Annotated in this window: 21 protein-coding genes, 1 tRNA gene and 1 pseudogene; 17 read left to right on the top strand and 6 right to left on the bottom strand. The window is 36.5% G+C overall.

Annotation, left to right across the window (positions count from 1 at the left end):
• Positions 1 to 117 precede the first annotated feature (117 nt).
• The 7 genes and pseudogenes from A6B43_RS08910 to topA form a co-directional block, all read left to right on the top strand.
• Positions 118 to 456, top strand: a pseudogene (locus tag A6B43_RS08910) (sigma-54-dependent transcriptional regulator); the annotation flags it as partial.
• 297 nt (positions 457 to 753) lie between these two features.
• Complete coding sequence (locus A6B43_RS08870) at positions 754 to 1,722, top strand: sigma 54-interacting transcriptional regulator (RefSeq protein ID WP_418902985.1); 969 nt, start codon at positions 754 to 756, stop codon at positions 1,720 to 1,722.
• On the top strand, positions 1,719 to 3,425 hold the full coding sequence (locus tag A6B43_RS08390; RefSeq protein ID WP_124210521.1) for an ABC transporter substrate-binding protein: 1,707 nt from the start codon (positions 1,719 to 1,721) through the stop codon (positions 3,423 to 3,425). Before A6B43_RS08870 ends, A6B43_RS08390 begins: the two co-directional genes overlap by 4 nt.
• The gene (locus A6B43_RS08385) at positions 3,425 to 4,384 is read left to right on the top strand and encodes an ABC transporter permease (RefSeq protein WP_124210520.1); all 960 of its coding nucleotides are present in this window, start codon (positions 3,425 to 3,427) and stop codon (positions 4,382 to 4,384) included. Before A6B43_RS08390 ends, A6B43_RS08385 begins: the two co-directional genes overlap by 1 nt.
• Positions 4,374 to 5,267 (top strand): ABC transporter permease subunit, encoded by an 894-nt coding sequence (locus A6B43_RS08380; protein WP_124210519.1) that lies wholly within the window; start codon positions 4,374 to 4,376, stop codon positions 5,265 to 5,267. Before A6B43_RS08385 ends, A6B43_RS08380 begins: the two co-directional genes overlap by 11 nt.
• 42 nt (positions 5,268 to 5,309) lie before the next feature.
• A complete protein-coding gene (locus tag A6B43_RS08375; RefSeq protein ID WP_124210518.1) occupies positions 5,310 to 6,356 on the top strand; it encodes a peptide ABC transporter ATP-binding protein in 1,047 nt (348 codons plus the stop codon).
• Between the two features lie 198 nt (positions 6,357 to 6,554).
• The gene (gene topA / locus A6B43_RS08370; RefSeq protein ID WP_124210517.1) at positions 6,555 to 9,164 is read left to right on the top strand and encodes a type I DNA topoisomerase; all 2,610 of its coding nucleotides are present in this window, start codon (positions 6,555 to 6,557) and stop codon (positions 9,162 to 9,164) included.
• 75 nt (positions 9,165 to 9,239) lie between these two features.
• On the opposite strand, the gene nth is transcribed toward topA, so the two are convergent.
• Both nth and A6B43_RS08360 read right to left on the bottom strand, forming a co-directional pair.
• The gene (gene nth / locus A6B43_RS08365) at positions 9,240 to 9,875 is read right to left on the bottom strand and encodes an endonuclease III (RefSeq protein WP_124210516.1); all 636 of its coding nucleotides are present in this window, start codon (positions 9,873 to 9,875) and stop codon (positions 9,240 to 9,242) included.
• A gap of 3 nt (positions 9,876 to 9,878) precedes the next feature.
• The gene (locus A6B43_RS08360) at positions 9,879 to 10,655 is read right to left on the bottom strand and encodes a TSUP family transporter (RefSeq protein WP_124210515.1); all 777 of its coding nucleotides are present in this window, start codon (positions 10,653 to 10,655) and stop codon (positions 9,879 to 9,881) included.
• Positions 10,656 to 10,767: 112 nt separating this feature from the next.
• On the opposite strand from A6B43_RS08360, the gene folA reads away from it, so the two are divergent.
• The 5 genes from folA to A6B43_RS08335 all read left to right on the top strand — a co-directional run bounded on the left by folA (position 10,768) and on the right by A6B43_RS08335 (position 15,965).
• The gene (gene folA, locus A6B43_RS08355) at positions 10,768 to 11,259 is read left to right on the top strand and encodes a type 3 dihydrofolate reductase (protein ID WP_124210514.1); all 492 of its coding nucleotides are present in this window, start codon (positions 10,768 to 10,770) and stop codon (positions 11,257 to 11,259) included.
• A gap of 156 nt (positions 11,260 to 11,415) precedes the next feature.
• Positions 11,416 to 13,011 (top strand): lactate permease LctP family transporter, encoded by a 1,596-nt coding sequence (locus A6B43_RS08350; protein WP_124210513.1) that lies wholly within the window; start codon positions 11,416 to 11,418, stop codon positions 13,009 to 13,011.
• Positions 13,012 to 13,128: 117 nt separating this feature from the next.
• Complete coding sequence (locus A6B43_RS08345; RefSeq protein ID WP_124210512.1) at positions 13,129 to 13,860, top strand: (Fe-S)-binding protein; 732 nt, start codon at positions 13,129 to 13,131, stop codon at positions 13,858 to 13,860.
• Positions 13,857 to 15,266, top strand: coding sequence for a LutB/LldF family L-lactate oxidation iron-sulfur protein (locus A6B43_RS08340; protein ID WP_124210511.1), 1,410 nt, complete (start codon positions 13,857 to 13,859; stop codon positions 15,264 to 15,266). Before A6B43_RS08345 ends, A6B43_RS08340 begins: the two co-directional genes overlap by 4 nt.
• Positions 15,267 to 15,269: 3 nt before the next feature.
• Positions 15,270 to 15,965 (top strand): LutC/YkgG family protein, encoded by a 696-nt coding sequence (locus A6B43_RS08335; RefSeq protein WP_124210510.1) that lies wholly within the window; start codon positions 15,270 to 15,272, stop codon positions 15,963 to 15,965.
• Positions 15,966 to 16,042: 77 nt separating this feature from the next.
• Here A6B43_RS08335 and mltA read toward each other — a convergent pair whose 3' ends face one another.
• Positions 16,043 to 17,152 (bottom strand): murein transglycosylase A, encoded by a 1,110-nt coding sequence (mltA, locus tag A6B43_RS08330; RefSeq protein ID WP_124210509.1) that lies wholly within the window; start codon positions 17,150 to 17,152, stop codon positions 16,043 to 16,045.
• A gap of 186 nt (positions 17,153 to 17,338) precedes the next feature.
• Here mltA and A6B43_RS08325 point away from each other — a divergent pair.
• Both A6B43_RS08325 and A6B43_RS08320 read left to right on the top strand, forming a co-directional pair.
• Positions 17,339 to 17,415 (top strand) — tRNA-Met (locus A6B43_RS08325).
• A 37-nt stretch (positions 17,416 to 17,452) separates the two neighbouring features.
• The gene (locus A6B43_RS08320; RefSeq protein ID WP_124210508.1) at positions 17,453 to 17,719 is read left to right on the top strand and encodes a GNAT family N-acetyltransferase; all 267 of its coding nucleotides are present in this window, start codon (positions 17,453 to 17,455) and stop codon (positions 17,717 to 17,719) included.
• On the opposite strand, the gene ispF is transcribed toward A6B43_RS08320, so the two are convergent.
• Genes ispF through ftsB form a run of 3 tightly spaced genes read right to left on the bottom strand, consistent with a single transcriptional unit; the run spans position 17,716 to position 19,179 of the window.
• Positions 17,716 to 18,192, bottom strand: a complete 477-nt coding sequence (gene ispF, locus A6B43_RS08315; RefSeq protein WP_124210507.1) for a 2-C-methyl-D-erythritol 2,4-cyclodiphosphate synthase — start codon at positions 18,190 to 18,192, stop codon at positions 17,716 to 17,718. The two genes, A6B43_RS08320 and ispF, sit on opposite strands and share 4 nt — an antisense overlap.
• Positions 18,193 to 18,885, bottom strand: coding sequence for a 2-C-methyl-D-erythritol 4-phosphate cytidylyltransferase (gene ispD, locus A6B43_RS08310; protein ID WP_124210506.1), 693 nt, complete (start codon positions 18,883 to 18,885; stop codon positions 18,193 to 18,195).
• Positions 18,886 to 18,903: 18 nt separating this feature from the next.
• The gene (gene ftsB / locus A6B43_RS08305) at positions 18,904 to 19,179 is read right to left on the bottom strand and encodes a cell division protein FtsB (RefSeq protein ID WP_124210505.1); all 276 of its coding nucleotides are present in this window, start codon (positions 19,177 to 19,179) and stop codon (positions 18,904 to 18,906) included.
• A gap of 175 nt (positions 19,180 to 19,354) precedes the next feature.
• On the opposite strand from ftsB, the gene pckA reads away from it, so the two are divergent.
• The 3 genes from pckA (at position 19,355) to icd (ending at position 25,447) form a co-directional block, all read left to right on the top strand.
• Positions 19,355 to 20,965, top strand: a complete 1,611-nt coding sequence (pckA, locus tag A6B43_RS08300; protein ID WP_124210504.1) for a phosphoenolpyruvate carboxykinase (ATP) — start codon at positions 19,355 to 19,357, stop codon at positions 20,963 to 20,965.
• Positions 20,966 to 21,125: 160 nt separating this feature from the next.
• Entirely contained in the window at positions 21,126 to 23,972 is a 2,847-nt protein-coding gene (polA, locus tag A6B43_RS08295) for a DNA polymerase I (protein ID WP_124210503.1), read from the top strand.
• 224 nt (positions 23,973 to 24,196) lie between these two features.
• Complete coding sequence (gene icd, locus A6B43_RS08290) at positions 24,197 to 25,447, top strand: NADP-dependent isocitrate dehydrogenase (protein WP_124210502.1); 1,251 nt, start codon at positions 24,197 to 24,199, stop codon at positions 25,445 to 25,447.
• Positions 25,448 to 25,550: the final 103 nt, after the last annotated feature.

Below are 25,550 nucleotides of genomic sequence, written 5' to 3'. Positions count from 1 at the left end.
ATTGCCATAATTTCTCCTCTTTAATGTAAACAAAAGTTTCCAAATTTAAACAATAGGAGTATTATTCTTGTTTAAATAAGTGGTCTGTTCCGTTTAAAATTAGATAGAGATAATACAATGAGATTAGCGATAGATTGTGTAGAACGAGTCGGGGTTGCCGAAGATATTTTAGAATTGTTGGTGCAAAAAGCGATCAATTTAGAAGGTATAGAACTACAAAAATTACCTGATGATAAAGGTATTATTTATCTAAGAACAGAGAATGTTGCTCCCAATATTCAAACAGATTTACAGAAAATAATTCGTAAAATTGATGGGGTAACAAAAGTCCAAAGTGTTTACCATTTACCACAAGAACGTAAAAACCTTGAATTACAAGCAGTGTTGGAAGCGTTGCCAAACCCTGTTCTTTCCCTTGATTTGGAAGGGAATATCGAATTTGCAAATAAACAAGCACTAAATCTACTTTTGCCAAGCTATAAGAGTAGTTTACCAAAACGTAAGCAAGCACAATTTCACTCTTTAGTGGGGATTCCGCTTAATGAGATTTTAGTTAATCTCAATAAGACCAAATGGTATTCGGCTTTTCTTGCTCAAGCAACCTTAGCGAAAAATAATACTATTCAGCCAATTTCTCACCCTATTGCATTTAATAATCAGGTGTGGCGAATTGATCTATTACCGATCGAAATGTGGGAAACATCGCAGAATATACCATTAGGCTATGTGGTTGCTTTACAATCGCAACAAGCTATGCAACTCGATTTACATCAATTTATGGCAAATCAAAATAGCGATTTTGATAGTATCATTGCAAAAAGCCCTAAAATGAAAACAGCAGTTGAACAAGCGAAAAAATTTGCAATGTTAAAAGCGCCATTGTTAATTCAAGGTGAAACGGGAACGGGGAAAGATCTTTTTGCTCAAGCTTGTCATCAATTTAGTTTTCGCCGTAACCAAAAATTTGTAGCAGTAAATTGTGCAGGATTACCTGAAAATGATGCTGAAAGTGAAATGTTTGGCTACCATAGCCCTGAAAAAGAGAGTATGGGTTTTTTTGAATATGCCAATGGTGGTACGGTATTACTAGATAACGTAGCCGAATTATCGCTAGAAATGCAAGGCAAATTACTGCGCTTTTTAAATGGTGGTATATTTCGCCGAGTAGGTGAGGATCGAGAAATTCAAGTTGACGTACGAGTGATTTGTACCAGCCAAAAGCCATTATCACAATTAGTGGCAGAAGGGAAAATACGAGAAGATCTTTATCATCGTTTAAATGTCCTGATATTAAATTTACCACCTTTACGAGAACGCCAAGGTGATTTTCCCTTATTAGTTGCTCATTTTGTAGCACAAATCAGTTTACAACTAGGTATACAAAAACCCGAATATGATGAGCAATTTATCCGCCATTTACAGGGTTACTATTGGGCAGGAAATCTACGAGAGCTTCATAATGCCCTTTATCGAGGCTGTATATTGGGAGCAAATCCATTACGAATAGATAATTTAGAATTACCTGATGAAATGGTTATTGATCTGCCAACTACAACAGCTTTGGAACAAGCTAGCCTTGAAGAATTAGTCAATAATTTTGAAGCCTCACTCCTTAGAAAATTTTATGCGGAATACCCAAGTACCCGTAAATTAGCACAACGATTAGGTGTTTCTCATACGGCTATTGCCAATAAACTTCGCCAACACGGAATTAATAAATGAATATTTTTGCTTTATATGCCACTATTTTTGTGGGAGTGTTGGGGTTTTTCGGAAGTAGCTCCATAGCGTATTCTGCTCCTAAAATCCCCATTGAATTACATAATAATAGCCTTGTTTATTGTACAAGTAGTGCAGATTTTTCACTTAATCCACAACGTGCAGAAGCGGGCAGTAATATGAATGTTGTTACAGAGCAGATCTACGATAAGCTAGTGAAATTTGATCCAATTCATCATAAATTACAACCTGCATTAGCAGAGCGATTTGAAATTAGTGCTGATGGATTGAATGTTATTTTTTATTTACGAAAAAATGTATCTTTTCAGCATACCCCTTGGTTTACGCCAACACGGAAATTAAATGCAGATGATGTTGTTTTTTCTTTACGGCGTATGATGGGAAGTCGCTTAGAGTTGGCAGAATTAACGCCAACAGAGCAGGAAAGTATTGAACGTTACCAAATAAATCAAGCAGTTGCAGATGGTACACATTTTCCTTTTTTTGATAGTACTCGCTTGAAAAATAGGATTGAAAACATAGTGGCTTTAGATCCTTATCGAGTAGAAATCACTTTAAATGCCCCTTATCCTACATTATTAGAACACCTGGCAAGCCAATATGCGGTTATTTTGTCTAAAGAATATGCATTACAACTTAATGCTGATGAAAATTTGTTGCAAATTGACCGCTTGCCTGTTGGGACAGGGCCTTACCAAGTAGAAAGTTATATTCAAAATGATTATATCCGCTTGATTCCTAATTCAAATTATTGGGGAGAAAAAGCGCTAATAGCGAATATGATCATTGATTTTTCAACATCGGCTACAGGTAGAATGGCTAAATTCTTAAATGGTGAATGTGATATTAGTGCTTTTCCTGAACCAAGCCAACTCTCAATACTACCTAAATTATCTTCAATTCTTCACGAAAATGTAGGGGCAAATTTGGCATTTTTAGCCTTTAATTTCCAACGCACTCAAATGCAAAATTTAACCCTACGGCAATATATTGCTCGCAGTATTAATCGTGAACGACTTGCTCAATTGTTGTTTTATCGTATAGCTGATGTAGCACAAAATGTATTACCTCAGGCGTTATTACTTGAAACAAATCCAAACGGTTATATTTACCAACCAACTTCCCTTAATCAGGTAGAAATACGCAAAATATTAGCTGGATCTAACCGCTTGAATCTTTGGGTAGTTGATGAAGAACGTGCTTATAATCCCCATCCGTTAAAAATGGCAGAGTTAATTCGCTCAGATCTCGCTAAAGTGGGCATTGAACTTAATGTTCGGCAAGTAAGCCGAGCTTATTTAGTTCAACAATTAGAAAAAAATCAGGCAGATTACGATCTTATTTTAGGCGGGTGGCTAGCAAATAATGATGATTTAGATAGCTTTTTATTTCCAATTTTAAGCTGTGAAGTGCAGAAATCAGTAACTAATTTATCAAATTGGTGCAATCCACAATTTGATGCTTTATTAAAGCAAGCTCAACTTAGCGATAATTGGACTGAAAAAAAGGAACGTTATCATCAGGTGCAACAATTTTTACAAAATGAATTGCCGATCTTACCGCTTGTGAATGCAAGACGAATATTGATAGCAAACCCGAATCTACAAAATGTCGAAATTAGCCCTTTTGGCCAGGTAAATTTATCAAAAATTAAACGTAAAATTGAACGAGAGGAGGCACAATAATGCTTTTTGCTTTCTTTCGTAAACTATTCTTAACCCTATTGACTTTGATTATTCTATCAGTAATTAGCTATGCGATTTTACAACGAGATCCGCTCAATAATCTTCAAGGCAATGATATTTACGCCTATTTAAGCTATGTACAAGGATTATTACAAGGCGATTGGGGAATTAGCCATAATACGGGTGAACCATTAGTGAAACAGGTATTAAGTGTATTTCCAGCGACAATTTCACTTTGCTTATCTGCATCATTTTTGTCTTTAATTTTAGGTATACCATTAGGATTTTTACTCGCAACACAACAACATAATATCGTTGGGAAATGGCTTGCTACGCTTAGTTCGTTAAGTCTTGCCGTGCCTGTATTTTGGCTAGCCATTTTATTAATGGCATATTCCTCTTTAAATCATTGGGAAATTTCAGCAGTAGGAGAAATTCACCCGATATATGCTATTGAAACTCAAACAGGCATAGTATTTTTAGATATTTTCTTATCAAACTCTCCTTATAAATTAAAAATGATGCAAAGTGCTTTACACCACTTATTGTTACCTACTCTAATTTTAGCTATCCCAGCTACACTTGAAGTAATGAGAATGACAGGAGAACGTAGCATTTATGTTATGAAACAGAACTATGTTAAAGTGGCAAAAACTCGAGGGTGGTCGCCATTTAAAATCTGGTGGCATCATATTATGCGTAATACCTTAGCCCCTTTAGTTCCAATGATTGCACGCAATATCACATTGATTTTTGCATTTGGAATGTTGATTGAAAATGTAGTTAGTTGGGGAGGGATTGGACGTTGGTTGATCAATGCATTAGCTATTCAAGATTATCATGCAATTTCAGTCGGCGTTGTTGCTATTGGGCTATTCGTTTTATCCGTTGATTTATTGGCGAGTTTGATTACAACGTTACTCGACCCTACACAAAAGAAAGATTGGTATGTTAGATAATCAGCAAGATCCTGAACAATTTCGTGAAGTAGCTCATTTACGCAAATTTTGGTTAGCGTTGCGTAAAGATACTTTAGCCTTAGCTAGTTTTTACCTATTTATGATACTGTTATTCCTTGTTCTAGCAGGTTATTTAATCGCCCCTTATTCTGCCGATCAGCAATTTGTTGGATTAGAATTAATGCCACCTTCTTGGAGTAATAGTGGTCAGATTAGCCATTTTTTAGGAACTGATGATTTAGGACGTGATATTTTTAGCCGTATTTTATATGGTTTTTATTATACGGTAGGCTCAGCGTTATTGATTACAATTGCGATTGGGATTATCGGCGGTATTATTGGCATATTAGCTGCAACTAAAAAAAACAGTTCGTTCTGGGTTTTGAGCCATTTGTTTGATACTTTTTTGGTTATTCCTATTTTATTGATTGCCATTATTATTGCTTCATTAATGGAGGTAAGTTTAGGCAATGCAATGTTGGCTATTTTTTTGGCGATGTTACCTCATTATATCCATAAAATTTATCAAACTACACAAAGAGAGCTTGTTAGAGAGTATGTTATTACATTGAAGTTAGACGGTGCGAGCCGTCAAGATTTAATTAAACAAGTGGTTTTGCCGAATTTAACCATAATTACAGTGAAAGAACTTTCTCATATTTTTGTAATTTCGGTGTTAGATATTAGTGCATTAAGTTTTATTTCCCTTGGAGCAACAAGCCCTACCCCAGAGTGGGGGGCAATGATTAGAGATTCAATGGATCTAATTTATCTCGCACCTTGGACGGTGATTTTGCCTGGTCTAGTCATAGTATTTGTTATTCTTATTATTACGATGTTAGGTAATGGAATGGTAAGAGTGCTTGAAAAATATCGCCACTGATTGTATTTAAACTATAAGATCATGGAAAAATTGAGGTAAGTAATGGCATTGTTAGATATTCGCCATTTAAGCATAGAAATTGATACCCCAACAGGGCGAGTCAAAATGGTTGATAACATTAATTTAACCTTAGACAGTGGGGAAGTTTGTGGATTAGTAGGAGAATCAGGATCAGGTAAAAGTTTGATTGCTAAGGTTATCTGTGGATTAGAAAAAGAGCAGTGGCATATTACTGCTGATCGATTCAGATTTAATGAGATTGAATTGCTTAAACTTACACCAGCACAACGGCGTAAACAAGTCGGCGATCAAATTTCAATGATTTTTCAAGATCCATTATCTTGCCTTGACCCAAGTCAACGTATTGGCAAACAACTGATGCAAACTATCCGATTTAACGGAAAAATTTGGCAGTGGTTCGGGTGGAAGAAGAGAAAGGCGATCGAATTATTACACCGTGTGGGAATTAAAGATCATAAAACTATAATGAATAGTTACCCTTGTGATATTACTGAAGGAGAAGCACAGAAAATCATGATTGCAATGGCAGTGGCAAATCGTCCACGTTTATTAGTTGCTGATGAGCCAACGAACACAATGGAAGCAACCACACAGTTGCAAATTTACCGCTTGTTGTCCAGTATGAATAAAAATTTGGGTACATCAATTATTTTAGTCAGTAATGATATGCGAAGTATTCAAAAATGGGTACACTCCTATAATGTATTGTATTGTGGGCAAACAGTTGAAATTGCTCGTAAAGACGTCATTATGGAAACGCCCTATCACCCTTATACCTCAGTATTACTACATAGCGTTCCTGATTTTTCACAACCCTTGCCGTTTAAAGGAAAATTGAATACATTGAAAGGTTCAGTACCGATGATCCAACATATGCCTATCGGTTGCCGTCTTGGGCCTCGTTGTCCATTCTCCCAAAAAAAATGTGTTGTAAAACCTCCTTTGCGGAAGATACGCCAGCACGAATTTGCTTGCCATTTTCCAATCAATTTCCGTGAACAAGACAGCTTGAAAAAAACAGAATTTATGCCAATTAGAGTGAATGAGAAAAGAGATACAAGCGGTTAAATTTTACAAAGTTTTGTAATTTAAAGAGAAATTTCGATTATCTGATCGAACTAGTTATTTACCGATTTTAATCCTTTTATATTGTATTTTATGTCGAGCCTTGCTATTGTTTAGTGTATTTGATTTTAAATTTATGGGGTATTGCCCCTAAATATTATTTAATTTCAGCGTTAGTCTTTTATTTTAGGTGTATAGTGAATGGGAAAATCGTTAGTTATTGTCGAATCGCCAGCCAAAGCAAAAACAATCAATAAATATCTTGGCAGTGATTTTGTAGTGAAATCGAGTGTGGGGCATATTCGTGATTTGCCAACAAGCGGTAGTGAAAAAGAAAAAAGTGAGAAAGCAAAACCGATTTCCACCAGAGGAATGAATGCGGAGCAAAAAGCTAAAATTAAAGCAGAGCGAGATCGTAAAGCATTAGTGAAGCGAATGGGAATTGACCCATATCATCACTGGAAAGCTCATTATGAGATTTTACCTGGGAAAGAGAAAGTAGTTGCGGAGTTAAAATCCTTAGCCAAAAAAGCCGATCATATCTATTTAGCAACGGACTTGGATAGAGAAGGAGAAGCGATTGCGTGGCATTTGCGTGAGGTGATTGGCGGCGATGATGAGCGTTTTAGTCGTGTGGTATTTAATGAAATCACTAAAAATGCGATTAAACAAGCCTTTGAAAAGCCTGAACATCTAAATATGGATCGTGTGAATGCACAACAAACACGCCGTTTTCTCGACCGTGTTGTAGGATTTATGGTGTCGCCTTTATTGTGGAAGAAAGTTGCTCGTGGGCTCTCAGCAGGGCGAGTACAGTCTGTTGCCGTAAAATTATTAGTAGAGCGGGAACGAGAAATTAAAGCCTTTCTACCCGAAGAGTTTTGGGAAATTATAAGTAAAGCAACTGCTAAAAAAGGTGCTTTGACCCTTGATTTAACGCATTATAAAGGCAAAAAATGGTCAGCTAAAAACGAAAAACAAGCAATGCAAGCGGTTAGTTCCTTACAACATTCTGCATTTATCGTTACAGACATTGATAAAAAACCAACTTCATCTAAAGCTAAACCACCTTTTATTACATCGACACTACAACAAAGTGCTAGCACACGTTTAGGTTTTAGTGTAAAGAAAACAATGATGCTTGCACAGCGTTTATATGAGGCAGGTTACATTACTTATATGCGTACTGACTCAACCAATTTGAGCCAAGATGCGCTAGCAATGGCAAGGCATTATATTGAACACCAATTTGGTGAAAAATACCTTCCAACTAAACCTAATTTCTATGCGAGCAAAGAGAAAGCACAGGAAGCTCACGAAGCCATTCGTCCTTCTGATGTGAATGTTTCAATGCAAGATTTGAAAGGTATGGAGAAAGACGCAGAACGATTATATGATCTGATTTGGCGCCAATTTTTAGCCTGCCAAATGACAGGTGCTGAATATGATTCCACAAGTCTAACGGTTACTGCTGGGGATTATGAATTAAAAACAAAAGGGCGTGTATTACGTTTTGATGGTTGGACGAAAGTATTACCTATACAAGGGCGAACCGCAGAAGATCAAGAATTACCTGATGTAAGTTTAAATGAAACGTTAAATGTTGAGGAAATTTTACCAAGTCAACACTTTACTAAACCACCTGCACGTTACTCAGAAGCAGCATTAGTAAAAGAATTAGAAAAAAGAGGTATTGGCCGCCCTTCAACTTATGCCTCAATTATTTCAACTATTCAAGATCGAGGTTATGTACGGGTTGAAAACCGCCGTTTTTATGCCGAAAAAATGGGCGAAATTGTAACTGATCGACTAGATGATTCTTTCCAAGCGTTGATGAATTATGATTTTACCGCCAATATGGAAGATATATTGGATCAAATCGCATCGGGAAATGTAAATTGGAAAGATGAACTCAATCGTTTTTTTGCAGATTTTTCTGAAAAACTGACAACCGCAGAACTTGATGAGTTAGAAGGGGGAATGCGTCCTAATAACTTAGTGGAAACGGATATTGCTTGCCCAACTTGCGGACGTAAAATGGCAATCCGTACAGCAAGTACAGGGGTATTTTTAGGTTGTACAGGTTATGCATTACCGCCTAAAGAGCGTTGTAAAACGACCATCAATTTAATTCCCGAAGCAGAATTATTAAATGTACTAGATGAAAATTCAGAAACTGATGCATTGATGAAACGTAAACGTTGTCCAAAATGCGATACGGCAATGGATAGCTATCTTATTGATCCACAACGTAAAATTCATATTTGCGGAAATAATCCAAATTGTGATGGCTATGTCATTGAACAAGGCACCTTTAAAATTAAAGGCTATGAAGGACCTGTGGTTGAGTGTGATAAATGTGGCGCAGATATGCACTTAAAATTAGGACGTTTTGGCAAATATATGGGGTGTACCCAGTGCGATAATACTCGTAAAATCTTAAAAAATGGTGAAGTTGCACCACCACGAGAAGATCCTGTGCCTTTTCCTGAGCTGAAATGTGAAAAATCAGATGCCTATTTTGTATTACGAGATGGTGCAAGCGGAGTCTTTATGTCGGCACATAATTTCCCAAAATCTCGTGAAACCCGAGCGCCTAAAGTGGTAGAATTAGCACAATATCGTGAGCGTCTGCCTGAAAAACTACAATATTTAGCTGATGCACCGCAACAAGATCCTGATGGAAATCCTGCCATTATTCGTTTTAGTCGTAAAGAAAAACGGCAATATGTCATCTCCGAAAAAGAGGGTAAAGCGACTAAATGGATTGTTGATTACATAGATGGGCGTTGGATCGAACGTAAAAAATAAGTATTGTACATCGTAAAATTTTCAATAAAACTCACCGCTTGTAAGCGGTGAGTTTTTATCTATTTTTTGTCATATTTACATATCAGTTTTTTCTTTATATTCACATAAATCTTCAATAATACAAGATCCGCAACGTGGCTTACGAGCAATACAAGTGTAACGCCCGTGAAGAATAAGCCAGTGATGCACATCAACTTTGAATTCATCGGGTACGACTTTATTTAATTTTTCTTCTACTTTCACCACATCTTTACCCGGTGCGAAATTGGTGCGGTTAGACACTCGAAAAATATGCGTATCAACAGCAATGGTGGGTTGCCCAAATGCGGTATTTAGCACAACATTTGCGGTTTTCCTACCAACGCCTGCTAATGCCTCTAATTCTTCCCGTGTCTGTGGTACTTCACCGTTGTGTTTTTCGATGAGGTCACGGCAAGTTTTAATAATATTTTCAGCCTTACTATTAAATAACCCAATAGTTTTAATGTACTGTTTCAGCCCATCAATACCTAAATCTAAAATAGCTTGGGGAGTATTAGCAATAGGATAAAGTTTAGCCGTGGCTTTATTCACTCCGACATCAGTTGCTTGAGCCGAAAGAATTACTGCAATTAACAGCTCAAAAGGGCTACTATAATTAAGCTCCGTAGTAGGGTGAGGGTTTTCATTGCGTAAACGAGTTAAAATTTCTATACGTTTTTGTTTGTTCATTGATTATCCAAAAATTAAACTAAAGTAGCCTTGATCCCATAACATTTTACTTACCATTATAAAGGACATTGTTACAATGAGGGGGCGAATAATTTTTTTTCCTTTATTAATAACTAGCCTTGCACCAATGTTCCCTCCGATGAATTGCCCAGCCATCATTATCAGCCCTATTTTCCATACAACTGTGCCTCCAATGAGAAAGAAAATCAATGAAGCGATATTAGAGGTGAAATTCAGAATTTTTGCGTGAGCAACGGCACTAGTTAAATTAAAGCCAAGTAATAAGATAAAGCTTAACGTGAAAAATGAGCCAGTCGCAGGCCCAAACATTCCATCATAAAAACCAATACTAAGTGAAACCGTTAAAGAAAAAACAAGATAGCTGACTCGTTGTTTTCTTGTTTGCTGATCTAAATTAGGACTAAACAGAAAATAACCGCCAATCAGTAAAATGAGTAATGGAAGCCATTTTTTCAATGCGTTGATATCCATCATTTGAACTAAAATAGCTCCAAATGATGCGCCAATAAATGTCATTAAAATCAGTAGCCAAATTTGTTTAAAATTAACCGCTTGTTGCCGAATAAAGTAGAGAGAAGCTGAAAATGATCCGCCACAGGCTTGGAGTTTATTTGTCCCTAATGCAACAGCAGGAGGCAATCCAACAGCCAATAGAGCAGGAATGGTAATTAAACCACCACCACCTGCAATAGCATCAATTAGCCCAGCAATCAAGGCAACGCTAAAAAGTAATACAAGTACAGTAAATGTAATATCCATTAGAACTTATCGTTTTAGAAAAAATTAACTAGGGTGGTTATTATTGCAAAAAATGCCATAATTTAACCGCTATTATCTGATAAAATCTATTTTATTTGAAGAAGAGAGTTGAATGATTAGTCTAATTGTTGCAAGAACCTTAAATAAAGTGATTGGGAAAAATAATGCAATGCCGTGGAATTTACCCGCTGACTTAGCGTGGTTCCGTGAAAATACATTAAATAAACCGATAATAATGGGGAGAAAAACCTATGAGTCTATTGGGCGACTTTTGCCTAAACGCCCGAATATTATTTTATCTCGTTCAGAACTTTCTATTGATGGAGCTTATTGGGCTGAAAATTTTGAACAAGCGGTGAATTTAGCAAAACAATTTACAAATAGCGAAGAAATAATGGTAATTGGAGGAGGAGCGCTCTTCAAACAAGTAATACCATTAGCAGATAAGCTCTATCTGACTGAAATTCAAGCTGATATTGAAGGCGATACTTTTTTTGAATTTGATCTAACCGAGTGGAAATTAGTAAAGGAAAGTTGGTCAGAAATTGATAATAAAAATCAATACAGTTGCTACTTTCAAGTTTTGGAACGGATTAAAATGTAAATTTTGTGCTTATTTTAAGCGGTTGATAAGAAAATTGACAATTAGTTTCACATAGAAGAAACATTTTACTGCTAAATTTACATTTTTTTAATAAAATAGTAGAGCTACATTTTAAATAAGTAGTAGAGAATTTTTTTCATATCAATGAGGTGCCCAATGGCTCTTTTTTTAAGTATTTTTCCAATTGTTTTACTCATTTATTTAATGGTAAAACGTAATGCGTTACCGTCCTATGTGGCATTACCGTGGATTGCAGTGTTAGTACTTGCCATTCAACTTGTATATTTTAGTACTGATGTTGCAACAGTAAGTGCAAATATTGTTGCTGCATTAGTTGATGTATTAACGCCAATTACAGTTATTTTTGGTGCGATCTTATTTAACCGTTTTTCTGAGGTTTCTGGTGTAACCGATACGTTACGTAAATGGTTAGGCACGATCAATCCAAATCCTGTTGCACAGTTAATGATTATTGGCTGGGCATTTGCCTTTATGATTGAAGGTGCAAGTGGTTTTGGTACACCTGCGGCGATTGCAGCTCCAATTTTAGTGGGCTTAGGTTTTAATCCGTTAAAAGTTGCAATGGTTGCATTAGTAATGAACTCTGTTCCTGTTTCTTTTGGGGCAGTAGGAACTCCAACGTGGTTTGGTTTTGGTCCTTTACACTTAGAGGAGAGCCAAATTCTTGAAGTGGGTTCAATGACAGCATTAATCCATTCATTTGCAGCTTTGGTTATTCCTGTAATGGCACTACGTTTGATTACTACCTGGTCTGAAATTCGTAAAAATATATTGTTTATCTATATCAGTGTATTTGCATGTGTTATCCCATATTTCCTATTGGCACAAGTAAATTACGAATTCCCATCGTTAGTTGGTGGAGCAATCGGTTTATGTATTTCAGTTTTTATTGCTAATAAAGGAATTGGTTTAGCTAAAGTTGATAACGAATGGGCTGATGCTAAAGTTAGTGGTTCAGAAGTTGTTAAAGCTTTATTACCAACGGGATTGTTAATTTTAATCTTAATTGTTACCCGTGTTCATCAATTACCATTTAAAGCAATTATGAACAATACAACTTCTTGGATAAGTGCACAATTAGGCTCACTAGGCTTGTTTGATATTAGCCAGGGGTTAATTTTCAGTTTGAAAAACATTTTTGGTACATCATTTAGTGCAAGTTATAAATTGCTTTATGTGCCTGCATTTATTCCATTCGTTATTACTGTTCTTATCGTTCTACCATTATTTGCTGTTTCAATGAGTAAGAGTAAAGATGTTTTTACGAGCAGTTTCAAGCAAACACGTAATCCGTTCTTTGCCTTAGTTGGTGCGTTGATTATGGTAAAACTTATGTTAGTAGGTGGCGATAGCTCAATGGTAAAAATCATTGGTAAGAGCTTCGCTGAAGCGACCGGTCAATATTGGACACTATTTGCCTCTTATTTAGGTGCAGTGGGTGCATTTTTCTCGGGCTCAAATACCGTATCTAATTTAACCTTTGGTAGTGTACAATTATCAACAGCAGAATTAACTGGTTTATCGGCAAGCTTAGTCCTTGCATTGCAATCTGTTGGTGGTGCAATGGGGAATATGGTTTGTATTAATAATATTGTGGCGGTGTGCTCAGTCTTGAATATTGATAATCAAGAGGGAACTATTATTAAGAAAACAGTTATACCTATGGCTGTTTACGGCATAATTGCAGCTTTCGTTGCTATTGTGATTATTCCAATTTTCTATACAATATAAATAGTTATCTATTTATTAAATCTTTGTTAAAATTAACAAGCGGTTGAATTTTTAAGAATTTACCGCTTGTTTCTTATTTTTATATTTATAATTTTGTTTTTTTATGTTGGAGCTATTATGAACGTTAATTTATACGTTACTTGCATTGCTGATGTAGTAAAAGCTGGGGTAGCAAAGAATACCGTTCTTCTATTAGAGAAGTTAGGTTGTAAAATTACTTTTCTTGAAAAACAGGGCTGTTGTGGGCAACCAGCGATCAATGGTGGTTATGCGAAACAAGCTCTTTCAGGTATGAAAAACTTAGTTCAAACCTTTGAAGATAACGATTACCCCATTGTTGCACCTGCAGGATCTTGTGTTTATGCAATTAAGAATTACCCTGAATATTTTGAACGCTTTGGTGAAAAAGACTGGGCGGAGCGTGCTAAAAAAGTTGCAGACCGTTTTTATGACCTAACTGATTTTATTGTCAATGTATTAGGTATTACTCAGGTAGGAGCAACCTTAAAAGGTAAAGCAATTTACCACCCTTCTTGTAGCCTTTCCCGTAAACTAGGTATTGTTAATGAACCGTTGAAGTTGCTTGAAAATGTCAAAGGTTTGGAATTAATGCCAATTCATAATCAACAAACTTGTTGTGGTTTTGGCGGAACTTTCTCAGTCAAAATGGCAGAAATTTCGGGTGAAATGGTTATTGAAAAAGTAAGAAATATTGATGAAGTGGAACCTGAATATTTAATTGGGGCTGATGTTAGTTGTTTAATGAATATTAGCGGACGTTTAAGCCGTGAAGGTAAAAATATTAAGGTAATGCATATTGCCGAAGTATTAATGCAGGAGGCTAAATAATGTCTTTAAAAACAAGTAACTTAGGGTTCAAAAAACGAGTTGATAACCAAATTCACAATGAAATGATGCGTAAAGCAGTGGTTAAAGCTCAAGAAACAATTGGTGCAAATCGTCAAAAAATGGTGGACGAGTTAGGGAATTGGGAAGAATGGAGAGATCTTTCCAAGCAAATCCGTAATCATGTTATTGCTAATCTTGATGCCTATCTTTATCAATTAAGTGAGAAAGTACAGCAAAATGGGGGTAAAGTTTATTTTGCTGAAACTGCTGAAGAGGCCACTAATTATATTCGCCAAGTCGCACTTGAGAAAAAAGCGAAAAAAATTGTTAAATCAAAATCAATGGTAACAGAAGAAATTGGTCTAAATGAAGTATTAGAAAAAGAAGGAATGACCGTTGTTGAAACAGATTTAGGTGAATATCTGTTACAAATCGTGGGTGATAAACCTTCACATATTGTTGTACCAGCGATCCATAAAGATCGTTATAAAATTCGCCAAGAATTACACGATACACTAGGTTATGATGGTCCTGAAAACCCTGAGGCAATGACACTGTTTGTTCGTGAAAAAATCCGTCAAGATTTCTTGGAAGCCGATATTGGCATTAGTGGTTGTAATTTTGCTGTTGCAGAAACAGGATCGATCTGTTTAGTTACTAATGAAGGGAATTTACGTTTAGCAACGACATTACCTAAAACGCATATTGCGGTAATGGGAATGGAGCGTATTGCTCCTACTTTTGAAGAAGTTGATGTGTTAATCACAATGCTAGCTCGAAGTGCTGTTGGTGCAAAATTAACCGCTTATAATACTTGGCTAACAGGTCCTCGAGTTGAAGGAGAAACTGATGGCCCAGAAGATTTCCATTTAGTAATTGTTGATAACGGACGTTCAGCCATCTTAGAAAGTGAGTTTCAAGAAGTGTTACGTTGTATTCGTTGTGGTGCGTGCTTAAATACTTGTCCTGCTTATCGCCAAATTGGTGGACACGGCTATGGCTCAATTTATCCAGGCCCAATCGGTTCTGTTATTTCACCTCTATTAGGTGGTTATGAAGAGTTTAAAGAGCTACCGTATGCTTGTTCTCTTTGTACCGCTTGTAATTCTGTTTGCCCTGTAAAAATTCCATTGGCTCAGCTTATTCTAAAACACCGTGAAAAAATTGTTGAAAAAGGAATGACACCAGCCCTTGAACGATTATCTATCTTTGGCTTTACGTTTGCTAATTCGCACCCAAATGTGTGGAAAGTGGGGGTAAATCTCGGAGCAAAAATTGCTAATAAATTTATTAAAAATGGTAAAGCACCATTTGAAGTTGGTGCATTAGCTGAATGGACAAAAGCACGTGATTTACCTACAGGAGATGGCGAAAGTTTCCGTGAATGGTTTAAAAATAGGGGGTAATAGATGGATATGCAAAATCGTGAAAATTTTCTCAATAAATTGGCACAACGTATGGGGAGACCTCGAGAGACTGTGCCTGCACCAACACCTGAATGGGTAAATGATTATCCAGCAACCCGTTTAACTGATTTATCTCAATCTCAACTTTGTGATGAATTTATTAGCTTTGCTCGCATTATGATGGCTGATGTAGTCGTTGCAAAAGAGAATGATATTCCGCAAGCTGTATTAGATATTTGTGAAAAATACGGTGGGAAACAAATTATCATCAATAATGATCATCGGTTAAATACATTAGGTATTACTGCTACTTTACAGGCAAAATATGAGAGTTATATATGGAATTCTCAATCATCTGAAAATATTTTGCACGCAGAACAAGCTAATATTGGCGTAGCCTATGCCGAATATGGTTTAGCCGAGTCTGGTGGTGTTGTGCTTTTTTCGGATAAAGATTTTGGTCGTTCTGTGAGTTTATTACCTGAAACTTCAATTGTTGTTTTGAGAAAAAGTACGGTATTACCAAGGGTAGCACAGTTGGCTAAAATATTACATCAGAAAGCGGTACAAGGCGAGAGAATGCCTTCTTGTATTAATATTATTTCTGGCCCAAGCGCAACCGCAGATATTGAATTGATCAAAGTAGTAGGAGTACACGGTCCCGTATCTAAAATCTATTTAGTGATTGATGATTTATAATCATTTTTTACAAAAATAATAAAGAAAAAACCGCTTGTTATAACTACAAGCGGTTTTTTATAGATAAAGATGTGTTTTTAGTTAAGTAACCAAACACGTCCATAATGTTTCATATGACCTGCTTGATGGCCTGCTTTATCGCCAATGCCTTGATATAAATCAAAATGCTGGCCTTTTACTGCACCACCGACATCAAGAGCAACCATTAACCGCATTTCGTGTTTGCCTGTCCAATTTCCATTTGTATCAATGAGAGGCATTTCAACTAAAAGTACGCTACCTGTTGGCACAATACGGCGATCTGATGCCACAGAGGCTAAAGCGACTAATGGCACACGAGCAGAACCTTTTACATCTAAGGTTGGATCGTGGCGGAAATAAACAAATGAGCGATTACGTTCTAGTAGTGCTTGTAAACGGTGTGGATTTCTTGCTGCCCATTCACGAATTGCTTGAATGGACATCTTTTCCTTGGGAATTTCACCAGCTTCAACTAATAAACGTCCAATACTGGTATAGCTATATCCATTTTTATCGCCATAGGCAAAATGGCGTAGATTACCTCCACCAATATCTACCATACCACTGCCTTGTACTTCCATTAAAAAGTTTTCGAGTAAAGAATTAGTATAAGCAAGTTCTAATCCTTTACCATACAATGCACCATTGTAGATTTGTTCACGGCTATATTTTTTATTTCCGTGTGGAATAGCATAAATAGGATGGCGAAATTCGCCTTGTGGTGTTAATCGAGCTTGAATAACAGGAATATAGTAACCTGTCATTAGTACATTTTGAAAACCGTCTTCACCACGCATTTGACGTGAATGTAAGCCGTAACGTGATAAATCCTTAATATTACCGCCCGCTTTTACCCAAGCGGTGATTTTACGATAAGTATTGCCATAGGTTGCAGAAATATTATCTGAATATTGATAAATATTATTTAGTTGTTGTAAAAAATCTCGTGGATTAACAATATTTCCGTTAGCATTGACTGAAGCAGTAGCGACATAAGGACTATATTCAGGAATAAATTGTCTTCCTTGTAAAATAGCTCCGAATTTTGTAGTGTCTGAAGTATAAATTTTTTTAGTAGTGTGTTTTTTTTGTGTAGTTGAGCAACTTGCTAAAAAGAGAGCTAGTCCTGTTACAATAGCAAGTTTTTTATAGGCTTTCCAAGTCATTTTATGTTCCTATGAATAAAAGAGAAAATATAACAAAAAAGGCAGGTTCAATATAGCCATTTTGATATAAAAAAAGCAATATTTCTATTTATCATACAAATTTTGTTGTTGTTTACGGCAATTGATATTATTTTATAAATAAATGCTTGAATAACTTAATAAAAACCGTATTATAGCCACGTCGGACGCGGGGTGGAGCAGCTTGGTAGCTCGTCGGGCTCATAACCCGAAGGTCGTTGGTTCAAATCCAGCCCCCGCAACCAATTCCTTTCTTATCTAATTCTTAATTTCCTTTTTATAATGTCTATTTCTCATCATAATTATCAATTTATTTTTCTAACCGATAATAGCTTTAGTGCAGGCAAATTGCTATATCGGTATATATCAGAGAATATCATTGACGTTTATTCAACACGGGTCAGCGATGAGTTTAAAGGAAAGGGTATTGCCAAAGAATTGTATCAAGCGTTGATTCTATTTGCGATAGAAAATCAGCTAAAAATAAAACCAAGTTGTAGTTATATCGAGGTGATGATGAACCGTAATCACCCCGATCTTATTGCCTAGATTTTTACTAATAAGGCGACAGCTTCACAAGCAATACCTTCCCCACGCCCTGTAAATCCTAGTTTTTCAGTTGTTGTTGCTTTAACATTCACTTGCTCAACCTCACACTTTAAGTCATCAGCAATTACTTGACGCATTTGGTCAATATAAGGTCGCATTTTAGGTGCTTGAGCAATAATGGTAATATCTACATTCCCTACTTTATAGCCTTTGGCTTGCACTTGGCGATAAGCTTCAATGAGTAGATGACGGCTATTTGCCCCTTTATATGCCATATCTGTATCAGGGAATAGTTTTCCAATATCACCAATAGCTGCTGCACCGAGCAAAGCATCAGTCAATGCATGTAAGGCAACATCACCATCTGAATGAGCCAGAAAACCTTTTTCATAGGGAATAGTAAGTCCACCAATAATAAGTGGTCCTTGTTCGCTAAATGCGTGTACATCAAATCCGTGTCCAATTCGTATCATCTATTTTCCTTCATCTTGAATTGCTTTAAGTAAATAAAATTCAGCAAGTGCCAAATCTTCGGGACGAGTAATTTTTAAATTATCACTTCTTCCAGAAATAAGTTGTGGGTGATAACCAGCAAATTCCATTGCAGAAGCTTCATCAGTAATGGCTATATTTTTCGCCAGGGCAGATTCTAATGCGTTAGCTAATATTTGTGCTGGAAAAAATTGTGGTGTTTGTGCTTGCCATAGCGTTGAACGATCTTCGGTATGAGCAATCGTGTGATGATTAAAACTACGTTTAATCGTATCCACAACAGGAGTTGCCAAAATTGCCCCTTGTTCATTTTCAATTTGCAAAAGTTTATCTAGATCTGACCGCTTTAAACAAGGACGAGCAGCATCGTGTACTAAAGCCCAATCACCATACTTTAATGTTTTTAGACCATTTAACACAGAATTTGCTCGAGTTTCACCTCCGAAGACCCATTTAATTTTGGGGTGGTCTATGATAGGAAGTTGCTGATAATAGGGATCAGTTTCAGACACAACCACTACAATTTTTTCAATAGTTGAATGCGTTAAAAAGGGGGTAAGGGTATGCTCTAAAATTGTTTTATTATTGATTCGCAAATACTGTTTCGGGCAATTCGCTCCCATTCTACTGCCAACCCCTGATGCTGGGATAATTGCAACAATACGGCGGTTCATTGATTTTCCTTTTATTTATTACTGACGAGGTACAATACGGTAAAATATTTCATCATTTTTTACCATTTCACGTTCTAAGCGGGCTCGTTCTTCTAAAGCGTTAATACCCGTTTTTAAATCTTGAATTTCTGCACTCAGTAAATTATTGCGAGCATTAAGTTGTTCATTTTGTTCTTTTAATTGTGCCACATTGGTTTGTACCGTTTGATAGTCATTCCAACTATTTTTTCCAAACCAAAAACTAAATTGCAGATAAAATAATGTAATGGATAAAAAAAGAATAAGTAATCGCATAATAAACTCGTAGCTAATTTAGGGACAGTTAATGCACCTATTCTAACAAATTAGCGAGAAATTTTGTAAATATTTCAACTATTTCTAAAAAGTTTGAAGTAGCTAACATTTTTTATTTTAGGGTTATTTTACACTATATCTAATTTTGTTAAATCATATTTTATGAGGTGTAGTGATGTTAAATCGAATTGTAAAAGAACTTACGGCATTAGGCATTAAAAATGTTAAAGAGGTAATTTATAACCCGAGTTATGAACAACTTTTTGAAGAAGAAATGAAACCTGAATTAACAGGGTTTGAAAAAGGTTACTTAACCACAACAGGAGCAGTTGCTGTAGATACGGGTATTTTTACAGGACGTTCACCTAAAGATAAGTTTATTGTGTTAGATGATAAAACGAAAGACACTGTATGGTGGACAAACGAGTCGGTTAAAAATGACAATAAACCGATGACGCAGGAAACGTGGCAGAATTTAAAAAAACTTGTTACAGATCAACTCTCTGATAAACGTTTGTTTGTAGTTGATGCCTTTTGCGGAGCAAATCCAGATAGTCGTGTTGCTGTACGGATTATTACTGAAGTAGCTTGGCAAGCACATTTTGTTAAAAATATGTTTATTCGCCCGAGTGAGGCAGAGCTTGCTAATTTTACTCCTGATTTTGTGGTGATGAATGGATCTAAAGTTACCAATCCAAACTGGAAAGAACAAGATTTAAATTCAGAAAACTTTGTTGCCTTTAACCTTACTGAAGGTATTCAACTTATTGGTGGAACATGGTACGGTGGTGAAATGAAAAAAGGTTTATTCTCCTTAATGAACTATTGGTTACCACTTAAAGGGATTGCTTCAATGCATTGTTCTGCCAACGTTGGTGAAGAAGGCGATGTTGCGGTATTCTTTGGTTTATCTGGCACAGGAAAAACCACACTTTCAACAGATCCAAAACGTAAATTAATTGGTGATGATGAACACGGTTGGGACGATGATGGGGTATTTAACTATGAAGGTGGTTGTTATGCCAAAACTATCAATCTTTCTGCTGAAAATGAGCCTGATATTTATGGTGCAATTAAACGTAATGCGCTTTTAGAAAATGTTGTGGTTCGTGAAGATGGTTCAGTAGATTTTGCTGATGGTTCAAAAACTGAAAATACCCGTGTATCTTACCCAATTTATCATATCAATAATATTGTTGAGCCTGTATCAAAAGCAGGGCATGCTAAAAAAGTAATTTTCCTTACCGCTGATGCCTTTGGTGTATTACCACCAGTATCTAAATTAACGCCTGAACAAACAAAATATTATTTCTTATCTGGCTTTACCGCTAAATTAGCTGGCACAGAACGAGGTATTACTGAACCAACACCTACATTTTCTGCCTGTTTTGGTGCAGCATTCTTATCACTTCACCCAACACAATATGCACAAGTGTTAGTGAAACGTATGGAAGCGGCAGGTGCAGAAGCATATTTAGTTAATACAGGTTGGAATGGAACAGGTAAGCGTATCTCAATTAAAGATACTCGGGGCATTATTGATGCGATTTTAGATGGCTCAATCGAAAACGCAGAAATGGAAAACTTACCTATTTTTAATTTAGCTATTCCAACTGCTTTACCAAATGTTGATTTTGCGATTTTAGATCCTCGTGATACTTATTCAGATAAAGCACAGTGGCAAGCCAAAGCAGAAGATCTGGCTAATCGATTTGTGAAAAATTTTGAAAAATATACAACAAATGAAGAAGGTAAGGCACTTGTTGCAGCAGGACCAAAACTTTAATTTCACGATTATGAATAAGACTAAGGGGCGTAATGCCCCTTTTTCATTTTATCTATTTATTATATGCAAAATAAATGAGGAAATCATTTTCGTAAAATGACCGCTTGTCTTATCAAATTTAGGTATAATAAACCTAAATTTTACTATTCGAGATTTCTAAATGGCAACAATTCCAGTAAATCCACTTGTCCTTGTGGACGGCTCATCTTATCTTTACCGAGCTTTCCACGCTTTTCCTCCTTTGACGAATAAGCAAGGCGAACCAACAGGAGCGATGTATGGTGTCTTAAATATGCTAAAAAGCCTTATCTCACAAGTTGAGCCTAGCCATATTGCTGTTGTATTTGATGCGAAAGGTAAAACATTCCGAGACGAACTTTTTGAGCAATATAAATCTCATCGTCCACCAATGCCTGATGAACTACGATCTCAAATTCAGCCTCTTCACCAGATGATTAAAGCTTTAGGTATTCCGCTATTGTCGGTTGAGGGAGTAGAAGCCGATGATGTGATTGGTACTTTGGCTATTCAAGCATCAAAAGCGGGTAAAAGTGTGCTAATTAGTACGGGTGATAAAGATATGGCACAGTTGGTTAATGAACATATTATGTTGATTAACACAATGAATAATACGTTGCTTGATCGAGACGGGGTCATTGAAAAATATGGTATTCCACCTGAACTGATTATTGATTTCTTAGCATTATTAGGCGATTCCTCCGATAATATTCCCGGAGTAAAAGGTGTGGGCGAGAAAACGGCATTGGCTTTATTACAGGGTATTGGTTCAATGAAAGAAATCTATGCCAATTTAGATAAAATTGCAGAACTCTCTTTTCGTGGTGCGAAAAATTTTGCCCCAAAACTAGAAGCAGAGAAAGAGGTTGCAGAACTCTCTTACCAACTTGCTACGATTAAAACAGATGTTCCCCTTGAGCTAACTCACGAACAGCTTTTAACACAGCCACAACAACGAGATCAACTCGTAGAGCTTTTTGGTCGTTATGAATTTAAACGCTGGTTAAATGAAGTAATGGATAATACTAATCCTGTTACGCAAATCACTCCTGAGAAAATGCCAAATAATTATCAAGCAACACAAGCGGTTATTTCTGAGCCTACATTTGCAAAAATTACGATTGATCGCACCGCTTATCAATGTATTGATAATCCCACGTTGTTAGAGCAGTGGGTCAAAAAATTACAGCAAGCGACGCTGATTGCTGTTGATACGGAAACTAACGCTTTAGATCCAATGGCTGCTGAACTCGTTGGAATCTCCTTTTCCTTAGAAAATGGTGAGGCCTGTTATATTCCCTTAGCCCATATCGGTGAAATTTTAGATGCACAAGTAGATTTATTTGAAGAAACACAGGCGAGCGACACTGTTGGTTTATTGCCAAATCAATTAAATAAAGCGGACTGTTTAGCTCAACTTAAGCCAATTTTAGAAAATCCGACCATTAGAAAAGTGGGGCAAAATATTAAATACGACCTTACTATTTTTGCTCGTAATGGCATTGAGATGCAAGGTGTGGCATTTGATACAATGTTAGAATCCTATACGCTGAACAGTACGGGCAGACATAATATGGACGCTTTAGCGGAACGCTATTTAGGACATCAAACCATTCCTTTTGAAGAGCTTGCAGGCAAAGGGAAAAATCAAAAAACTTTTGATCAAATTGAGTTGACTCAAGCAACAGAATATGCAGCAGAAGATGCGGATATCACGATGAAACTTCACCAAGTTCTATTTGCTGAATTGAGCAAAGAGCCTGATTTGCTGAAATTATTTGAGCAAATTGAAATGCCATTAGTTGAAGTGTTATCCCAAGTTGAACGTAATGGAGTACTTATTGATCCTACTTTGTTGCTAGCACAATCGGCTGAAATAGCTCAACGTTTGGCAGAATTAGAGCAGGAAGTGCATAACGTGGCAGGTGAGGTTTTTAATTTAGCATCAACGAAACAATTACAAACCATTTTATTTGAAAAATTGGGCTTACCTGTTTTGAAAAAAACGCCAAAAGGTGCACCGTCAACCAATGAAGAAGTGCTAGAAGAACTTGCTCAAATGGGGCATCAAGTTCCTCGTTTATTGATCGAACATCGTGGACTAAGTAAATTAAAATCTACCTATACCGATAAACTACCACAAATGATTAACCCACATACAGGGCGGGTTCATACTTCTTATCATCAAGCGGTTACTGCTACAGGACGTCTTTCCTCTAGTGATCCTAATTTACAAAATATTCCTATCCGAAATGAACAAGGCAGGCGTATTCGCCAAGCCTTTATCGCTCGAGAGGGCTATAAAATTGTTGCGGCAGACTATTCACAAATCGAATTACGCATAATGGCGCATTTAGCAAAAGATACGAATATGATCAACGCTTTTGCAGAAGGACAAGATATTCACCGCTCAACGGCGGCTGAAATTTTTGATATTCCCCTTGATGCCGTTACTAGCGAACAGCGCCGTAGTGCAAAAGCGATTAATTTTGGTTTGATTTATGGAATGAGCGATTTTGGCTTATCTAATCAACTTGGAATTAGTCGAGCTGATGCAAAACGTTATATGGAACGGTATTTCCAGCGTTTCCCTGCGGTTCAACAATTTATGATGGATATTCGAGAAAAAGCAGCAGAAAAAGGTTATGTTGAAACATTGTTTGGTCGTCGTTTGTATCTACCAGATATTCAGTCTAACAACCAAATTCGTCGTAAAGCGGCAGAACGTGTTGCAATCAATGCACCAATGCAAGGCACCGCTGCGGATATTATTAAAGTTGCTATGATCAATATTGAGAAAGCTATCCGGCATTGTGATGATATTCAGATGATTATGCAAGTTCATGATGAATTAGTCTTTGAAGTTAGAGCAGATCGTATTGAGTATTATACGACACTAATTAAATTAGAAATGGAAAAAAGTATTTCCTTGCTTGTTCCGCTTATTGTTGAAGTAGGTATCGGGAATAACTGGGACGAAGCGCATTAACAAGCGGTAAGATTATCTAAAATTTTACTTATCTAAATAAGAAGGGCTAATAATATTAGCCTTTTTTATTACATAAATTTAACTTGTGAGTAAAATGTGCGCTTATTTGTAAAAATTTTGTAAAATAAATGAAAAAGTATTATGATATGAAGCGCTATCAATAGCAGATCAACTTAATGATTTGCCTATTTTTCTCATTATTTACTAAACTTGAGGGTAATCTTATGCAACAGAAAGTTAAACAACCAGTTACAGGTCAAGCTATTACATTAAATTCAGATGGTTCGTTAAATGTACCCGATCACCCTATTATTCCTTTTATTGAAGGCGATGGTATCGGTATTGATGTAACTCCAGCAATGCGTACCGTTATTGATGCCGCAGTGGAAAAAGCTTATGGTGGTAAACGTAAAATTGAATGGTTAGAAATCTATGCAGGCGAAAAAGCCAATCAAGTATATGGTGAAAATACTTGGTTGCCTGAAGAAACGTTAGATTTAATTAAAACTTATCATGTTGCAATTAAAGGCCCGTTAATGACCCCAGTTGGTGGTGGTATTCGTTCATTAAATGTTGCTATGCGTCAAGGGTTAGATTTATATAACTGTTTACGTCCAATCCGTTATTATGAAGGAACACCAAGCCCTGTTAAACACCCTGAATTAGTTGATATGGTAATTTTCCGTGAAAATTCAGAAGATATTTATGCAGGGGTAGAGTGGGTTGCAGGTTCTGAAGAAGCCAATAAAGTTATTCATTTTCTTACCAATGAAATGGGCGTGAAAAAAATCCGTTTTACGGAAGATTGCGGTATTGGAATTAAACCTGTCTCTAAGCAGGGTACACAACGTTTAGTTAGAGCTGCATTACAATATGTGATTGACAATGATCGTGATTCTTTAACCCTTGTTCATAAAGGTAACATTATGAAATTTACGGAAGGTGCATTTAAAGAGTGGGGATATGAAGTTGCTAAAGAATTTGGAGCAGAGCCAATTGATAATGGCCCTTGGCATACACTTAAAAATCCTAAAACAGGCAAAGAAATTATTATTAAAGATAGTATTGCCGATGCCTTCTTGCAGGAAATTTTATTACACCCAACTGATTATGATGTTATCGCAACATTGAATCTCAATGGCGATTATATTTCTGATGCGTTAGCTGCTCAAGTTGGTGGTATTGGTATTTCACCGGGGGCAAATATTGGCTTTGAGGCTGCAATTTTTGAAGCGACTCACGGCACAGCACCTAAAATTGCAGGACAAAATAAAGCAAACCCAGGATCAATTATTTTAAGTGGTGAGATGATGCTACGCCATTTGGGTTGGTTAGAAGCTGCCGATTTAGTGGTGAAAGCAGTGGCTAAAACAATTGCAAATAAAACGGTTACCTTTGATTTTGCAGAAACCCTACCAGAGGCAATGTTACGTACAACATCAGAATTTGCTCAAGATATTGTTAATAATATGTAAATCAAGTTTTATATGACAAGAAAAGCGATTTTATCTTTACTGGTAAAGTCGCTTTTTTATTTTTCTTTTTAGATTTTGTGAAGTTGTTATCAAATTGTAAAAA

It is taken from the genome of Vespertiliibacter pulmonis (assembly GCF_013377275.1).
GTDB lineage: Bacteria > Pseudomonadota > Gammaproteobacteria > Enterobacterales > Pasteurellaceae > Vespertiliibacter > Vespertiliibacter pulmonis.
This window is presented reverse-complemented; position numbering and strand designations above follow the sequence as displayed.

Excerpts from the sequence above, each read along its gene's own strand:
- A6B43_RS08870 (WP_418902985.1), top strand. The coding sequence starts at position 754 with ATGCAACTCGATTTACATCAATTTATGGCAAATCAAAATAGCGATTTT.
- A6B43_RS08390 (WP_124210521.1), top strand. The coding sequence starts at position 1,719 with ATGAATATTTTTGCTTTATATGCCACTATTTTTGTGGGAGTGTTGGGG.
- A6B43_RS08385 (WP_124210520.1), top strand. The coding sequence starts at position 3,425 with ATGCTTTTTGCTTTCTTTCGTAAACTATTCTTAACCCTATTGACTTTG.
- A6B43_RS08380 (WP_124210519.1), top strand. The coding sequence starts at position 4,374 with ATGTTAGATAATCAGCAAGATCCTGAACAATTTCGTGAAGTAGCTCAT.
- A6B43_RS08375 (WP_124210518.1), top strand. The coding sequence starts at position 5,310 with ATGGCATTGTTAGATATTCGCCATTTAAGCATAGAAATTGATACCCCA.
- topA (WP_124210517.1), top strand. The coding sequence starts at position 6,555 with ATGGGAAAATCGTTAGTTATTGTCGAATCGCCAGCCAAAGCAAAAACA.
- nth (WP_124210516.1), bottom strand. The coding sequence starts at position 9,875 with ATGAACAAACAAAAACGTATAGAAATTTTAACTCGTTTACGCAATGAA.
- A6B43_RS08360 (WP_124210515.1), bottom strand. The coding sequence starts at position 10,655 with ATGGATATTACATTTACTGTACTTGTATTACTTTTTAGCGTTGCCTTG.
- folA (WP_124210514.1), top strand. The coding sequence starts at position 10,768 with ATGATTAGTCTAATTGTTGCAAGAACCTTAAATAAAGTGATTGGGAAA.
- A6B43_RS08350 (WP_124210513.1), top strand. The coding sequence starts at position 11,416 with ATGGCTCTTTTTTTAAGTATTTTTCCAATTGTTTTACTCATTTATTTA.
- A6B43_RS08345 (WP_124210512.1), top strand. The coding sequence starts at position 13,129 with ATGAACGTTAATTTATACGTTACTTGCATTGCTGATGTAGTAAAAGCT.
- A6B43_RS08335 (WP_124210510.1), top strand. The coding sequence starts at position 15,270 with ATGGATATGCAAAATCGTGAAAATTTTCTCAATAAATTGGCACAACGT.
- mltA (WP_124210509.1), bottom strand. The coding sequence starts at position 17,152 with ATGACTTGGAAAGCCTATAAAAAACTTGCTATTGTAACAGGACTAGCT.
- A6B43_RS08320 (WP_124210508.1), top strand. The coding sequence starts at position 17,453 with ATGTCTATTTCTCATCATAATTATCAATTTATTTTTCTAACCGATAAT.
- ispF (WP_124210507.1), bottom strand. The coding sequence starts at position 18,192 with ATGATACGAATTGGACACGGATTTGATGTACACGCATTTAGCGAACAA.
- ispD (WP_124210506.1), bottom strand. The coding sequence starts at position 18,885 with ATGAACCGCCGTATTGTTGCAATTATCCCAGCATCAGGGGTTGGCAGT.
- ftsB (WP_124210505.1), bottom strand. The coding sequence starts at position 19,179 with ATGCGATTACTTATTCTTTTTTTATCCATTACATTATTTTATCTGCAA.
- pckA (WP_124210504.1), top strand. The coding sequence starts at position 19,355 with ATGTTAAATCGAATTGTAAAAGAACTTACGGCATTAGGCATTAAAAAT.
- polA (WP_124210503.1), top strand. The coding sequence starts at position 21,126 with ATGGCAACAATTCCAGTAAATCCACTTGTCCTTGTGGACGGCTCATCT.
- icd (WP_124210502.1), top strand. The coding sequence starts at position 24,197 with ATGCAACAGAAAGTTAAACAACCAGTTACAGGTCAAGCTATTACATTA.